We start from the raw sequence: 13559 nt of genomic DNA, 5'->3' as shown, positions 1-13559 counted from the left end.
GGCGAGGACGACGTTCGCGAAGATGGGGCCCTCCCGGAACTCGAAGGTCCGGTCGCGCTCGTTGTAGACGTTCGACCCCGTCACGTCCGTCGGGAGCAGGTCGGGCGTGAACTGGACGCGGGAGAACGAGAGGCCGAGCGCGGTGGCGACGGAGCGGGCGGTGAGGGTCTTGCCGGTGCCGGGGACGTCCTCCAGCAGGACGTGGCCCTTCGAGACCACGCCGGTGAGGACGGTTTCGAGGAACTGCCGGTCCGCGATGACCGCCTCGCTCACCGCGTCGAGGACCGCGGTGCAGGCGTCGGCGGCGTCGGGTACGTCCATGGGTGGTGGGCGACCGCGTGGGTGTTAGGCGTGTCGGGGCGAGACCGAAATCACTAAACTCGAAAGCGTCCCAGTGTGTGACGAGCCGAGGTAGCCTGTCGGCCAAGGCGGCAGATTCGAAATCTGCTGTCCTCACGGACACGTGAGTTCAAATCTCACCCTCGGCGCTTCTGTCGTTCTCGACTCGTGAGCGTGCCGAGCGTAGCGAGGGCGCGAGCCCCGGCGCGTCCTCCGTTCACTTCCCACCACGAGCAGGTCCCGGTCGTTCTCGACGTACCTGGACTGCCCGTGCTCGCTCCGCACCAGTGCCACGAACGCCGCCTCGCGGGGTCCGGGTCGCCCCACGAGCAGAGCGGGACCGGGTACGTCGCGGGGGAGTCGGCCTCGTGTGGTTGGTAGCCGGTGCCGTCGACGGTCAGCGACGGGACGAGGACCTCGCGGGTCGGGACGCCGGCCTGGACGAGCGAGACGGCGTCGTCGCGGTCGGCGACGGTCTGCAGTCGGGTGGGTGCCTTCCGCCCGCCGGTCGATGGCGGCAGGCGGCGCCGCTCGAAGAAGTCGGGTGGAGCGGCGGGCCCGGATCGGCGACGCCGAGGACGAACGGCTCGCGTGTCGATCGCCACCTCGAGGCGTTCGCTACGCTCACGCCTCGCGCTCGAACCACCACGCGCCACCCGCCTGCACCACCTCGCCGTCGAACCGGACCTCGCCCGACCCCACGTCGGTGATCAGGTCCACGTGCACCGCACTCGTTCGTGTCCACCCCTCCGGCACGCACTCCGGAAGCGCGTCGCCCAGCGCCACGTGGACCGTGTCACCCATCTTCTCGTCGAACAGCGTCCGGCCCGTCGCCTCGGTGATGCCGCGGTTGGTCCCGAAGCCGAGTTCGCCGACCCGGCTCGCGCCCTCGTCGGTCGCCAGCAGTTCGTCCAGCACCGCACGACCGGTCTCGGCGTCGTGCGCTACCACGCGGCCGTCCTCGAAGACGAGGCGAGCGTTCCGGACCTCACGGCCGTGACGGCGCACCGGCACGTCGAAGGTGGCCTCGCCGTCCACGCCGTCGAGTCGTGGGACGGTGAACACCTCGCCGCCGGGGAGGTTGTGGGTGGCGTGGTCGTCGGCCGCGTCCATCCCCGAGACGTCGAGGGTGAGGTCGACCCCGTCCGCGCTGACCCGGACCTCGTCGGTCGCGTCGAGTCGGTCGGCGATGCGCGCTGGCGCTCGCGCAGCGCTGCCCAGTCGCGGTCGACCGCGTCGTAGACGGTGTCGCGCCACGCCTCGGTGCTCCGCTCGGCCGCCTGCGCGTCCGCCGCCGTCGGATGCTGGGTGATGACCCACCGGGTGTCCAGTCGGGCTTCGAGGACGGGCTGGCGTGCGCGGCTCGCCGGTGACCCCTTGGCCGGGTCGACGTCGCACTGAGCGGCGCGGTTCCGGGCGCCCTGCACGAGTATCACGACGTCCGTGGCCTCCATCGCGGCGAGGCGGTGCTCGCTCGTCGAGAAGTCGTCGGCGTCCATCGCCCGCGCTCTCGCTCGGCCGGCGCGAGGGCTCCGAGCCACGTCGTCGCGTTCGCACCCCGCTCGCCGACGCGTTCGTAGAGCGCGACCACGAGGTCCTCGGCGACCGAGGGCGCGCGGATCAGCACCTCGTCGCCGCGCTCGACCCCGGTGCAGTGCTCGACCAGTACCTCGGCGTGTCTGCTGACGCGTTCGTCCACGACTGGAGGGCCGGCGGACGGCGTATCAACGTCCGCCGGCCGACCGTGGTGGAAGTGAAACTGGTCGTGCGTCGGGACCGCGCTGCGGGGCGAAGAAGTGGAGTTCAGACCGTCGCACCGACCACGGTGCGACAGGCCGGACAGGCGTCGTCGTCGAGGTCACTCTCGGTGCCGGTCCACCCACAGGTCGGACACATCACTGGTTCGACGGGCACGGACGAGGCTCGTCGCGCCGGCCACTTCAGCACCCAGCAGACGAGCGTCAGACGCTCAGTAGCCGCGGTCGAACCCGGTCTGGTCCGGTTCGCCGGTCCGGTCGCGGGCGAGCCCACCCCGGAACGCCACCCACGCCAGCACGCTCACCGCGAGGATGGGCGGGAGTATCATGAACCCCCAGAGCGGGTCCAGCCCCCAGAGCAACAGCAGTACGACGTCGGCGATGCCGAGCCCGAGGAACGGGAGCATCGCCAGGAACGCCTGTTTGCGGCTCAGCCGGAACTCCTCCATACCCACCCCGGGGCGCGGCCGACAAAAACATCGCGTCTCGGGTCACCCACCGCCGACGGCACCGAGCGCGTCGTTGCGCGACGACGTGACTCCCTCTCGCACCGGCCAAACGCTCTTGTGGGGTGGCCGGCTCTGGTCGGTAGAGGTCGAAGGATGCCCAGCACGACTCGTCTCTGACGCCGGTATCGCTCTGTGGCCACGGCTCGCGTGTCCGACACACGCGCCACACCCTTCGACAGATGTCATCACGACCACGCTCCGCCGTCCCAGAACGGCACCGCTGGGACCTCTCTCGCGTCTTCGCCGACGCCGACGCCTGGGAGGCCGCCCACGCCGACCTGACCGACCGCATCAACGACCTCCACACCCGCGCCGAGAGCGCGACCGACTCCGCGACGGCGCTGCAAGACGCCCTCGACACCTACGAGCGGGCCGTCTGTCTCGACCAGCGGGTCTCGCTCTACGCCAGCCTCCGCGAGAAGACCGACACCAGCGACGAAACCCGGACCGAGCGGGCGACCCGCGCCCGCAAGACGAGCGCCGCACTCGAGGAGGCCAGACGGGCGCTGTTCCGCCACCTCGCGGCCCACCCCGACGCCGTCGAGCGCCACCGCGACGGCGTCGGCGACCGCTTCGCCGGGTTGCTCGAAGACGTCCTCCGCGAGCGCGAGCACACCCTCGGCCCGGAGGGCGAACGGGTCCTCGCGGCCGTCTCGGACGCACTCGACTCGCCGAAGCGGACCTACTGGACCGTCACGAACGAGGACTTCGACGCGCCAACCGTCGCGGGACCGGGCGGCGGCGACGCCGTCGAGGTGACGTGGCTCCGTCTCCAGACCGCACTCCGACACCCCGACCGCGAGTTCCGTCGTCGTGCGTTCGAGGCCTACTACGAGCGCCTCGGGCGTGTCGAGGGCACTGCCACGCGGGCCATCGCCGACGTGGTCGCCTCGCACGTCGCCCGCGCCGACGCCCGGGACTACGACTCCGTGCGGGAGATGGCGCTGCGGAAGGAGACCTACCCCTCGACCGGTCGGCGACTCGCCCTTCCCGAGTCGGTCCACGACACGCTGACCGGGACCGTCCACGAGGCCCTCGACCCGTGGCACCGCGCCCACGAGCGCCGACGCGAGACGCTCGGCGTCGACCAGTTACGGCCGTGGGACCTCCGGGTACCGCTGGCCACACATCGGGACGACGTGGCGGACGCGGACCCCGAGGTGTCCGTCGACGAGGCCACCAACCTCCTCCTCGACGCCGTGGCACCGCTCGGCGAGGCGTACCGCGAGACGCTCGCGGGACTGCTGGCGGAGCGCCGCGTCGACGCGCTGCCCCACGCCGACCGCGAGGACCTGCTGGGGTTCGGCCCGTGGGGGTACGACCCCGGCCCGTACCTGTTCGTCACCTACGACGGGACGGTGAAGGCCGCCTCCATCCTCGCGCACGAACTCGGCCACGCCGTGGCCGCCGAACACCTCCGGGAGGCCCGCGACCCGCTGGACGCGACGATGCCCCGGCCCGTCGAGGAGGTGCCGAGCCTCCTCCACGAACTCCTGCTGGCCGACCACCTGTTCGACGAGCGGCCCGACCTCGCCCCGTTCGCCCGCGACCGCCTGCTGGAGTTCCTCGGCGGCAACCTCTTCCGCACGGCCCGGAACGCCACCCTCGGCCACCGGGCCCACCGCCACGTCGAGGACGGTGGCGACCTCGGCCGCGAGCGCCTCGCCGGGTGGCACACCGACCTCGTCGCGGAGTTCCAGCCGGCCGTCGAGCCGCCGGAAACGGACCGCCGCTGGCTGGCCGGGAGCTACCGCCGCGAGCCCTACCACCACTACCAGTACGTCCTCGGCGCCGCCGGTTCGACCGCCGTCTTCGACGGACTGCGCGCGGGCGACCTCACACCGGCCGACTACCGGACCTTCCTCCGGACCGGCGCCACGGAGGACTCGGTGACGATGCTCTCGCGGTTGGGGGCCGACCCGCGCGAGCCGTCGACCTACGAGCGGGCGGCCACGGTGTTCGACCGGTACGTCGACTGAGACGGAGGGCCACCGAGCACCCGGCGAACGCGCGCTTTTGCCCGCCGGTGGCCTGTCGAGTCGGCATGACCACCCCACTCGACGACGTCGAGTTCCTCGCTCGCTCGGCACACAGGGTACACGTACTGGAGACACTCCACCGGGGTGCCACGACCCGGGGCGATCTGCGGGACCGGACCGGCATCGCGCAGGCGACGCTCACGCGGACGCTCGACGACCTGGTCGAGCGACGCTGGGCCAGGAAGCGTGGTCGAGTCTACGAGCTGACGCCGCTCGGGGTCGCCCTCGCCGTCGAGTTCGCCGACCTGCTGGAGACGGTCGAGACGATGCAGCGACTGCAGTCGCTGGCCGAGTGGCTCCCCGCGTTCCCGTTCGACCTGCGGCTGCTCGCCGACGCGACGGTGACGCTCCCGACGGACACGGACGTGCTCGCCCACGTCGGGCGCGTCGAGCGACTGCTGGACGGCGCGGACTCCTCGTGGGTCCTCGCCGGGTCCGTGTTCCACGAGTCGCTCGAACGCCAGCACCGGCGCTCGACCGGGCGTGGCCAGCGACAGGTGGCGGTCCTCTCTGCCGCCGCGCTGGAGCGGGCCCGGTCGGACCCGGAGCTACGCCAGCTCGCCGCGGACCTGCTGGCGTCGGGCTGCGTCGACGTCTACCGGTACGACGGGACGGTGCCAGTGATGCTCGGTCTCGTCGACGAGGTGGCGCTCGTCGCCCCGCTCGACGAGAGCGGCGTCCCCCGTGGTCTCGTCGAGAGCACAGACCCGACCGTCCGGGAGTGGGTGGCGACGACCCTCCGCGAGTACGTCGAGGGGGCCGAACCGGTGACGGCCACGGCGTTCACCGGGTGAGTCGCGGCGTGGCAGGTGCTCACGTCGTGGAACGTTTTCACCGGGAATCGTGATGCTCCGAGCGGTCGTCTCTGGGGGTATGGCAGCGACTGTACGGACGGCGACTGAGACGACCGGTGGACGCACGCTCGGTGGCTTCGGCTACCGGGCCGAGACGATGACGACGGCCCACTGGGTCGTCGCGGGGCTCGCGGCCGTGACGGGCGGGATCCACGCGTATCTCTACCTCACGCAGGGGTTCCTCCCCTTCGGGTTCGCGGCGGTCGTGTTCTTCGCGGCCGTCCTCGGCCTCCTGCTGAACGTCTACCGACGCGCGCTCTACGCGCTCGGTATCCCGTTCACGCTCGGTCAGGTCGCGATGTGGTACCTCCAGGGGATGCCCGACTTCACACTCGGCGTCGTCGACAAGGCGGTCCAGCTCGCGCTCGTCGCGATGCTGGTCTACCTGCTCCTGAACGAGCGACGCCTCGTCGCTCGCTCGCGGTAGGAGGTGCGAGATGGACAGGATCGGCATCAGCCGACGGGACTACCTGCTCGGGACGGGCGCACTGGTGCTGGCGACGACGCTCGCCGGCTGTGGCGCGCGTGGCCGGACACCCACTCCCACGCCGACGCGGTCCCCGACCGAGCCGACGCTCGGCTCGGAACCGGACTACGGCACCTGGTTCGACGGCGTGAGCACCTACACCGGCACCGAAGACTGGCGCGGCCGTGAGACGGTCACGGTCATCGTCGGGTCGAAGGGGTCGCTCGGCTACTTCAAGTTCGCGCCCCCGGCGGTCGCGGTCTCACCCGGCACCACCGTCCGCTTCGCGTGGTCCGGGCACGGTGGCAGTCACGACGTGGTCGCACTGGACGGGTCGTTCACGAGCGGCCCGCTGACCGACCGACCGGGCCACGTCTTCGAACACCGGTTCGAGACGCCCGGCGTCCACCGGTACTACTGCACCCCGCACCGCGGGATGGGGATGCGCGGGGCCGTCACGGTGCTCGCGTAGCCCGCTCGGGGACCGGGTCCGGGCGTGCGGCGAGCGCGTGTTCTTGCTCGTCGGCGTGCTGAGAGAGCGATATGCCCGTCACGCCGCTCGACGACGTCGAGTTCCTCGCTAGCTCCGCGAACCGGGTGCGGGTGCTGGAGACGCTGGCCGAACGGTCCGCCACCCGCCCGGAACTCCACGACGTGACCGGTATCAGTCGGCCGACGCTCGGGCGCGTCCTCACCGACGCCGAGGCCCGTGGGTGGGTCGACCGTGCGGGGCGCGAGTACCGGCTGACCCCGCTCGGTCGGCTCCTCTTCGACGCGTTCGGCGACCTCCTGGAGACGGTCGAGACCACGCAGCGACTCCGGGCGGTGGCCCCGCACCTCCCGCCGGCGCTGCCGTTCGACCTCTCACACCTCCGGGACGCGACTGTCACGGTGCCGCACTCGCCGGACCCGTCGGCCCACCTCCGGCGGGTCGGCGACCTCGTCCAGACGGCCGAGAGGGTCCGGTTCCTCGGTGCGAACGTCTACCCCGAGACGGTCGCGAGGCAGCGTGACCTCGTGAGTCGGGGACAGACCTACGAGATAACCCTCGCAGCGGCCGCCGTCGACGTGACTCGGACGCACCCCGAGACGGCCGCGACCGTCCGTGAACTGCTGGATTCCGATGCTGTCAGGCTCTACCGGTACGAGGGGTCGGTCCCGTTCTCGCTGGTGACCGTCGACGACACCGCACTCGTCCTCCCGTACGACGAGGAGGACACCCCCTGTGCCTTGCTCGAGACGAGCGACCCAGTCGTCCACGAGTGGGTCGACCGGACGCTGGACGAGTACCGTGAGGCCGCCACGCGCGTGACCGCGGCCGACTTCGACTCGCTCGACTACGTCCCTCGAACTCCGGCTCGCGGTCCTCGATGCGTGCGCTGAACCCCTCGTGGTAGTCGTACGTGTCGTCCAGCTGGGCGCCGAGCGTGCGCTCCAGTTCCAGCCCCTCGTCGAGCGGCGTCTCCAGCGCCGCGTTCAGCGCCACCTTCGCGTTCGCCATCCCGAGCGGCGCGTTCTCGCAGAGGTCGTCCGCGAGGTCGCGGGCACGGGCGTCCACCTCGTTGTCCGGGACCACGTCGTGGACCAGTCCCATCGTCCTCGCTTCCTCGGGGTCGACCCAGTCGCCGGTGAGGACGATTCGCTTCGCGTTCGAGAGCCCCACGAGCCGCGGGAGCCGCTGGGTCGCCCCGCCGTGCGGGAACGTCCCGAGTTGGACCTCCAGCACCCCGTAGCGAGCGTCGCTGCCGAGGACCCGGAAGTCGAACGGGAGGGTCAACTCGAACGCGCCGGCCGGGGCCGCGCGCTTGACGGCCGCGACGGTCGGCACCGACACCGACTCGATGGTCTCGAGCAGGCGAGGGAACCGCTCGGCCGTCGCACCCGACTCCTTCCGGTCACGCATCATCTCGAGGTCCATCCCCGCGCAGAACACCGGCCCGTCGCCCTGCAGGACCAGCGCGCGCACCTCGTCGTGGGCGTCCGCGGCCTCGATGGCCTCGCGCAACTGCTCCAGCAGCGGTTCGTTCATCGCGTTGCGCTTGTCCGACCGGGTCATGGTCACGTCCGCGCGGTGTCCCTCGACCTCCAGACGGGCGTACTCCCACTCCTCCACGAGTCGACTGTCACTCATACCCGAGGGTTCGTGGCAGGGAGCCTAAGCGTTGGGCCGGACCGGTCGGGCCGGTGACGGTCCCATCGCCGCGATGCACCCGCCGCGCGAGAACGACCGGCGTTCAAGTCGGCGCCCCACCTCGGGACCGGACGTGCGACCGACGAAGTGGCGGGCGCTGGCGCTGGTGGCGACGGCCGAACTCCTGTCGATGAGTCTCTGGTTCTCGGCGTCGGCCGTCGCGCCGGAGCTCGCCGCCGCGTGGGGACTCACCCCGGGTGAGGTCGGCCTCCTCACGAGCGCCGTGCAGGTCGGGTTCGTCGTGGGGCGCTCCTCTCGGCCGCGCTCACGCTCTCGGACGCGGTGCCGCCGCGCTACCTGTTCGCCGCGAGCGCTGTCGCCGGCGCGGGCGCGACGGCCGCCCTCGCCGCCAGTGTCGACACGCTCGTCCCCGCCGTCGCGCTCCGGTTCCTGACCGGCGTGGCGCTGGCGGGCGTCTATCCGCCCGGGATGAAGATCGCCGCGGGGTGGTTCACCGAGGCGCGTGGCCTCGCCATCGGCACCGTCGTCGGCGCCCTGACGGTGGGGTCCGCGCTCCCGCACCTCCTGCGGGCGCTCGGCGGCGTGGGACGCCCGCGCCTCGTCCTGTTCGGGGCGAGCGGCCTCGCCGTGCTCGCGGCGGGGCTGATACTGCTCGTCCGCCCCGGCCCGCATCAGGCCCCGGCGGCTCCGTTCGACCCCGCGGCCGTCCGGCGGGTCGTCTCGGACCGCGCCACCACGCTGGCGAACCTCGGCTACTTCGGGCACATGTGGGAGCTGTACGCGGTCTGGACGTGGCTCCCGGCCTACCTGGTGGCGACGCGGGCCGTCGACGGCGCGAGCGGCCTCGCCTCACTGCTGACGTTCGGGACCATCGCCGTCGGTGGCGTCGGGGCCGTGGCCGCGGGACGCTACGCCGACCGCCTCGGCCGGACGCGGGTCACGAGCGCCGCGATGGTCGTCTCCGGGTCCGCGTCGGTGCTGGCGGGCGCGTTCTTCGGCCTCCCGCTCGTCGCGCTGCTCCCCTTCCTGCTCGTCTGGGGCGTGACCATCGTGGCCGACTCCGCGCAGTTCTCCGCGGCCGTCACCGAGCTCGCCGACCCGGCCTACGTCGGGACGGCGCTCACCCTCCAGACGGCCGTCGGGTTCCTGCTGACGACGGTGTCGATACAGCTGGTGCCGGTGCTGCAAGGGGCCGTCGGCTGGCAGTGGGCGTTCGCGCCGCTCGTCGTCGGACCGGTGCTGGGGACGCTGGCGATGCAGCGACTCCGAAGGCGGCCGGAGGCCGCACGGCTCGCTGGCGGGCGTGGATAGAACGGGAGACTCGGGTCGGACCGCGGCGGAGGACTGCGTGCAGGGTGCGTGCGTCAGTTGGGACCACCGTGTCGTGGGACTCGGGGCGTCAGTCACCGCCCGCGTTCTCGGACGCGGGCGTCTCGCCGTCACCCGGTGTCAGGTCGCTGACGGCCTGCCCGAGGTTCTCGACGGTCCCGTCGAGGAACCCGCGTACCGTCTCGTGGATGTCGCCCACGAATTCGGGGACCGGCCCGGGCAGGTCACTCGGGGGGCCGGCCTCGGCGGGCGCGTTCTCGGACGGTGCGTCGTCGGGGGCCGCGGCCGCGGCCCCCACGCCCAGTGTGAGCGCGAGGACCGCGAGCGCCGCGACCACGATGCGTGTCGGCTTCATGGCTGCACCCGGAACGAGGGACCGGGGCCACTTGAGGGGGCCAGAGCGTTCAGTCGGTTCAGCAGACGACGACCGTTCGACGCCGGATTCGGGCGTCTGAACGGAGTTGAACGGAATGAACGTCGCGGCCCCGTGACCTCCCGTGGCTCAGTGGGCGTCGAGCGAGGTCTGTGCGGTGGCGGCCGTCTGCTCGCGCGCCCGACTCCGCTCCGGGTCCCAGCGACGCGCGACCACGTAGCCGTCGACGCTGTCGTCCTTCGGGTGGGCGTCCTGGACCCACACCGTCCGGTCGCCGCTCAGGTCGCGCGCCCACGAACGGGCCTGCGGCTTCGAGTCGAACCGCTGTCTGGTGCCGTTGTCACGGACCCACTCGCCGGCCTCGACGCTGGCCTTCCGGGCCGAGCGTTTCACGTCGACGAGGTAGCCGGGCGACCCCGCGTCGGCCGTGCCGTCGTCCTGTTCGTCCGCGGCGTCCGAGGTTCCCGCCTCGAACGCCGACAACTCGCCGTTCACGCCGTTCGGTTGGCGCAGGTGTGGCAAAAGTTTTCATACCCGCTCGTCCGAGTTCGGTTCGATGACGCACGAGGCCAGGGTTCGGGGGTTGGGCATGAGCGTCACCGAGAGTGGACCCGACGCCCCGGTCGTGATGCTCGAGGCCGACGGCCGGGTGGTCCCCATCTTCATCAGCACCGACCAGGCCCAGTCCATCCAGCACGCGCTCGACCGGGACCCGTTCGACCGCCCCTGACCCACGACCTCCTCGTGGAGATGGTCGGCGAGTTCGGCGCCGCCATCGACCGCGTCCGCATCGACGCGCTGACCGGCGGGACGTTCCTCGCGAAGATCGACGCCGAGCAGTACCGCGACGGCGAACGCCGCGCCGTCACCTTCGACGCTCGCCCCTCCGACGCCATCGCCGTCGCGCTGCGACTGGACTGTCCCATCCAGGTCAGCGACGACGTGCTGGCGGAGGCCGGGCGCTCGCCGGAGGAGTTCGACGTGACCTGACCAAACTCTTCCGCTCGGTCGGGTTCGGCGCCCCGCCCCGAGGTTAGCCTCCGCCAAGCGAGGACGAAAGCTCACGGGATTCGTACAGTCACTCATGAAAGAGCGAATCCAGCGACCGGACGGCGTGCGGGGTATCGCCGCGGGCACGAGCCACGCTGGAGTCCGCTCCGGTGGTGGCGGGAGGGGACGGAGGTGACCAGCGATGATACTCGTCACGCTGCTGGTCGTCCTGGGGCTCCTCGTCGGCGCGTGGGCCGCGACGGCGCGTAGCTACCGGCTCAGCGGAGTGGTCGTCGTCTCGCTGCTGGCGGTCTACACCCTCCTGAGCGTGTGGGCACTCCCCGTGTTCCTCCTGAGCACCGCCCTCGCGTACGTCGGCCTGGAGGTCGTCCAGCGGCGCTGGCTGTTCTACGGCCGGCGTCTCCTGCTCACGGCCGTCCTGCTCGGTGCCGTCGTCCCTGTCGTCGCCGTGCTCGCCGTGACGGCCACGGTCGGCCGCGGCATCCCGGACAGCGGGTTCCTGTTCTACGGGAGCATCCTGCCGGGGATCGCCGCCTACAACTTCCACCGACAGGACGCCGACCGACGGCTGGTGGACGCCGCCGCGACCGCGGCGCTCTACCTCGGCCTCGTCGTGGTCGGCGTCGTGGCGCTCGTCCTCTGGGCGACGCCGCCGTGCACGACCTGTGGGCTCCTGCCGCGCCCGCCCGCGACGTACGTGACGCCGGTCCTGCTCGACGCGGGGTCGGACGTCGCGAACATCCTCGGGTTCCGGACGACGCTGGCCGAGCCGCCGGTCGGGACGCTCGGGCTGGTCACCGTCGTCGTGGGTCTCGGGCTGGCGCTGACGGAGTTCGTCCGGTTCCGCTGGGGGCTCCGGTCGGTCGGCGTCGTCGCCATCCCGCTCGTGGTCCTGTTCGCGTTCCGGACCTGGTGGGTGCTCCCGCTGTACGTCGGCACCGTCGCCGTCGTCTACGCCGGCGTGCAGGTCGTCCACCGCCGGACCCTGCTGTACGGCCGAGCGCTCTCGCTGGGGTCGGTCCTGGGCGTGCTGGTGGCGCTCCCGGCGGCGGTAGCCCTCGACCTCACCGGCGGTGCCAGCGGGCTCACGACGGTGTTCGTCGGCCTGCTCGGTGGGGTCGGCGGCTACGCGGTCCACGCCACCGCGCGGCGCGAACGGGCGGCGATGCTCGTCCTGAGCGCGGGCATCTTCGTCGTCTCGTTCGCCGTGGCCCGACTGCTGGTCACGCCGCTGCCGGACGGCCTCGGGACGCCGCTCACCGGCTGGCACGTCGCCGCCGGCGTCGTCGTCCTCGCCGCCGCCGCGTGGCAGGCGTACGATCTCGAACGGTTCAGACCGAGCCAGCGGCGACTGCTGGACGCGTCGCCGTTCACGACGGAGGTGACTGGACGATGACCCGAAGATTCCACGACCAGGTCGAGACGACCGTCGGCCGCGTCGGCGCGCTGCTGACCCGTGGCCGTGACCACCGCCGGCGGCTGGCGGATATCGACGTTCGCATCGCCGTCACGGGCACCCGTGGGAAGTCCTCGATGGTGACGTGGCTCCACGAGGCGTTCGTGGCCCGCGGGTACGACACGTACGCGAAGGTCACCGGCGAGGAGCCACACTCGCTGTACAACGGGACGCTCCACCCCATCGAGCGGTCCGGACCCGTCAAACTCTACGAGACGGCTGCGGAACTCCGCCGGTTCGTGCCGGTGGACGTCCTCGTCGTCGAGAACCAGGGCATCCGGGAGTACACCACCCGACTGGTGAACGAGGACTACGTCGAACCGACGCTGGTCGTGCTGACGAACGTCCGTCGCGACCACCTCGACACGCTCGGGGAGGGCTACCTCGGCATCGCCCGCTCGCTGGCACGCTCGGTGCCACCCGGGGTGCAGGTCGTCACGGGCGAGCGGAACCCGGAGGTGCTGGCCTACCTCGAGCGCGAACTCGCGCGCCGTGACGCCACGCTGGTCCGGGCCGTCGGCCCCGAGGTGCCGCTCGACCCGGCGGCCGAGCAGGTGGCGCTCCTCGAGGCCGCGCTGGTGCTCGCGGGCGTCACACCGCTCACGACCGCAGAGCGCGAGGCGTTCGCCGGTCGGTTCGAGATGGCGTGGGCACGGGTCCCCGGTGGACGCGTCTTCGACGCCGCGAACGTCAACGACGTGGAGAGCACGGAACTCGTCCGTCGGGCGCTCCAGGGTGACACCCCGGAGGTGTTCCAGCCCGTCGTCTACCTCCGGGCGGACCGCCCCGGCCGTACCGCGACGTACGTCCAGTACCTGAACTGGCTCGCGGAGGCGGGACTGGTCGAGCAGGTGCGCGTCGTCGGCGCGCACCGGGACGTGCTGACCCGCCGGCTCCGGGTCCCAGTCGTCGCCCACGACGAGCGGATCGAGTCCGCCGCCGAGGTGCTCGACGCCGCCCTCGCGGACGGTTGGCCGGTGGTCCTGATGGGCAACGCCGTCCCGCCGTTCGCGCAGGCGCTCCGGCGCGAGGTCGCCACTCGGCGGCACCCGGTGGTCGTCGAGTGTGAGGCAGAGACGGGCGAACCGGTCCCCGCTGACGACTGATTCGGCGTTCTCGACCTCTCGACGACTGGTGGAGGCGGCGCGGTGGCTGGCCTGTCGCGGTGCGGTTCCACAGGTACACCCACCCGCCGCGAGCGAAGCGAGCTGCGCCTTTTGAATCGAAAGTTTTCGAGGAGCGGTTCGCGAGCGCAGCGAGCGAACCCGACGAGA

11 protein-coding genes, 1 tRNA gene and 5 pseudogenes are annotated in these 13559 nt (G+C 71.9%); 10 read left to right on the top strand and 7 right to left on the bottom strand.

Going from position 1 to position 13559, the window contains the following annotated elements; genetic code table 11:
• Positions 1-321 (bottom strand): annotated as a pseudogene (locus tag N0B31_RS21515) (AAA family ATPase); the annotation flags it as partial.
• An 84-nt stretch (positions 322-405) separates the two neighbouring features.
• On the opposite strand from N0B31_RS21515, the gene N0B31_RS21510 reads away from it, so the two are divergent.
• A tRNA-Ser gene (locus N0B31_RS21510) sits at positions 406-488 on the top strand.
• Here N0B31_RS21510 and N0B31_RS21505 read toward each other — a convergent pair.
• The 3 genes and pseudogenes from N0B31_RS21505 to N0B31_RS21495 all read right to left on the bottom strand — a co-directional run bounded on the left by N0B31_RS21505 (position 477) and on the right by N0B31_RS21495 (position 2545).
• The gene (locus N0B31_RS21505) at positions 477-944 is read right to left on the bottom strand and encodes a hypothetical protein (protein WP_260593704.1); all 468 of its coding nucleotides are present in this window, start codon (positions 942-944) and stop codon (positions 477-479) included. The genes N0B31_RS21510 and N0B31_RS21505 overlap by 12 nt on opposite strands.
• Before the next feature lie 19 nt (positions 945-963).
• Positions 964-2038 (bottom strand): annotated as a pseudogene (locus N0B31_RS21500) (aminopeptidase).
• 270 nt (positions 2039-2308) lie between these two features.
• Positions 2309-2545 carry a DUF8142 family protein gene (locus N0B31_RS21495; RefSeq protein WP_260593703.1) on the bottom strand — a complete coding sequence of 79 codons (237 nt, stop codon included), beginning with the start codon at positions 2543-2545 and terminating at the stop codon, positions 2309-2311.
• Between the two features lie 239 nt (positions 2546-2784).
• On the opposite strand from N0B31_RS21495, the gene N0B31_RS21490 reads away from it, so the two are divergent.
• The 5 genes from N0B31_RS21490 to N0B31_RS22660 all read left to right on the top strand — a co-directional run bounded on the left by N0B31_RS21490 (position 2785) and on the right by N0B31_RS22660 (position 7347).
• A complete protein-coding gene (locus N0B31_RS21490; protein ID WP_260593702.1) occupies positions 2785-4584 on the top strand; it encodes a M3 family oligoendopeptidase in 1800 nt (599 codons plus the stop codon).
• A gap of 65 nt (positions 4585-4649) precedes the next feature.
• On the top strand, positions 4650-5438 hold the full coding sequence (locus N0B31_RS21485) for a helix-turn-helix transcriptional regulator (protein ID WP_260593701.1): 789 nt from the start codon (positions 4650-4652) through the stop codon (positions 5436-5438).
• 79 nt (positions 5439-5517) lie between these two features.
• Positions 5518-5925, top strand: a complete 408-nt coding sequence (locus N0B31_RS21480) for a hypothetical protein (RefSeq protein ID WP_260593700.1) — start codon at positions 5518-5520, stop codon at positions 5923-5925.
• Positions 5926-5935: 10 nt separating this feature from the next.
• Positions 5936-6436, top strand: a complete 501-nt coding sequence (locus N0B31_RS21475) for a halocyanin domain-containing protein (protein WP_260593699.1) — start codon at positions 5936-5938, stop codon at positions 6434-6436.
• A 71-nt stretch (positions 6437-6507) separates the two neighbouring features.
• Positions 6508-7347, top strand: a complete 840-nt coding sequence (locus N0B31_RS22660; protein WP_368389207.1) for a helix-turn-helix transcriptional regulator — start codon at positions 6508-6510, stop codon at positions 7345-7347.
• Here the strand turns inward: N0B31_RS22660 and N0B31_RS21470 are convergent.
• Positions 7307-8095, bottom strand: a pseudogene (locus tag N0B31_RS21470) (enoyl-CoA hydratase/isomerase family protein); the annotation flags it as partial. The gene N0B31_RS22660 and the pseudogene N0B31_RS21470 sit on opposite strands and share 41 nt — an antisense overlap.
• 190 nt (positions 8096-8285) lie before the next feature.
• Between N0B31_RS21470 and N0B31_RS21465 the strand changes: the two are divergent.
• A pseudogene (locus tag N0B31_RS21465) lies at positions 8286-9427 on the top strand (MFS transporter).
• 88 nt (positions 9428-9515) lie between these two features.
• Here N0B31_RS21465 and N0B31_RS21460 read toward each other — a convergent pair.
• Positions 9516-9800 (bottom strand): hypothetical protein, encoded by a 285-nt coding sequence (locus tag N0B31_RS21460; RefSeq protein ID WP_260593696.1) that lies wholly within the window; start codon positions 9798-9800, stop codon positions 9516-9518.
• A gap of 147 nt (positions 9801-9947) precedes the next feature.
• The gene (locus N0B31_RS21455; RefSeq protein ID WP_260593695.1) at positions 9948-10313 is read right to left on the bottom strand and encodes a DUF8081 domain-containing protein; all 366 of its coding nucleotides are present in this window, start codon (positions 10311-10313) and stop codon (positions 9948-9950) included.
• A 61-nt stretch (positions 10314-10374) separates the two neighbouring features.
• Between N0B31_RS21455 and N0B31_RS22655 the strand changes: the two are divergent.
• The 3 genes and pseudogenes from N0B31_RS22655 to N0B31_RS21435 all read left to right on the top strand — a co-directional run bounded on the left by N0B31_RS22655 (position 10375) and on the right by N0B31_RS21435 (position 13391).
• A pseudogene (locus N0B31_RS22655) lies at positions 10375-10808 on the top strand (bifunctional nuclease family protein).
• A gap of 202 nt (positions 10809-11010) precedes the next feature.
• Positions 11011-12225, top strand: coding sequence for a poly-gamma-glutamate biosynthesis protein PgsC/CapC (locus N0B31_RS21440; RefSeq protein WP_260593692.1), 1215 nt, complete (start codon positions 11011-11013; stop codon positions 12223-12225).
• On the top strand, positions 12222-13391 hold the full coding sequence (locus N0B31_RS21435) for a Mur ligase family protein (RefSeq protein ID WP_260593691.1): 1170 nt from the start codon (positions 12222-12224) through the stop codon (positions 13389-13391). Before N0B31_RS21440 ends, N0B31_RS21435 begins: the two co-directional genes overlap by 4 nt.
• The last annotated feature ends 168 nt before the right edge of the window (positions 13392-13559 follow it).

This window comes from Salinirubellus salinus, from assembly GCF_025231485.1.
Lineage (GTDB): Archaea > Halobacteriota > Halobacteria > Halobacteriales > Haloarculaceae > Salinirubellus > Salinirubellus salinus.
This window is presented reverse-complemented; position numbering and strand designations above follow the sequence as displayed.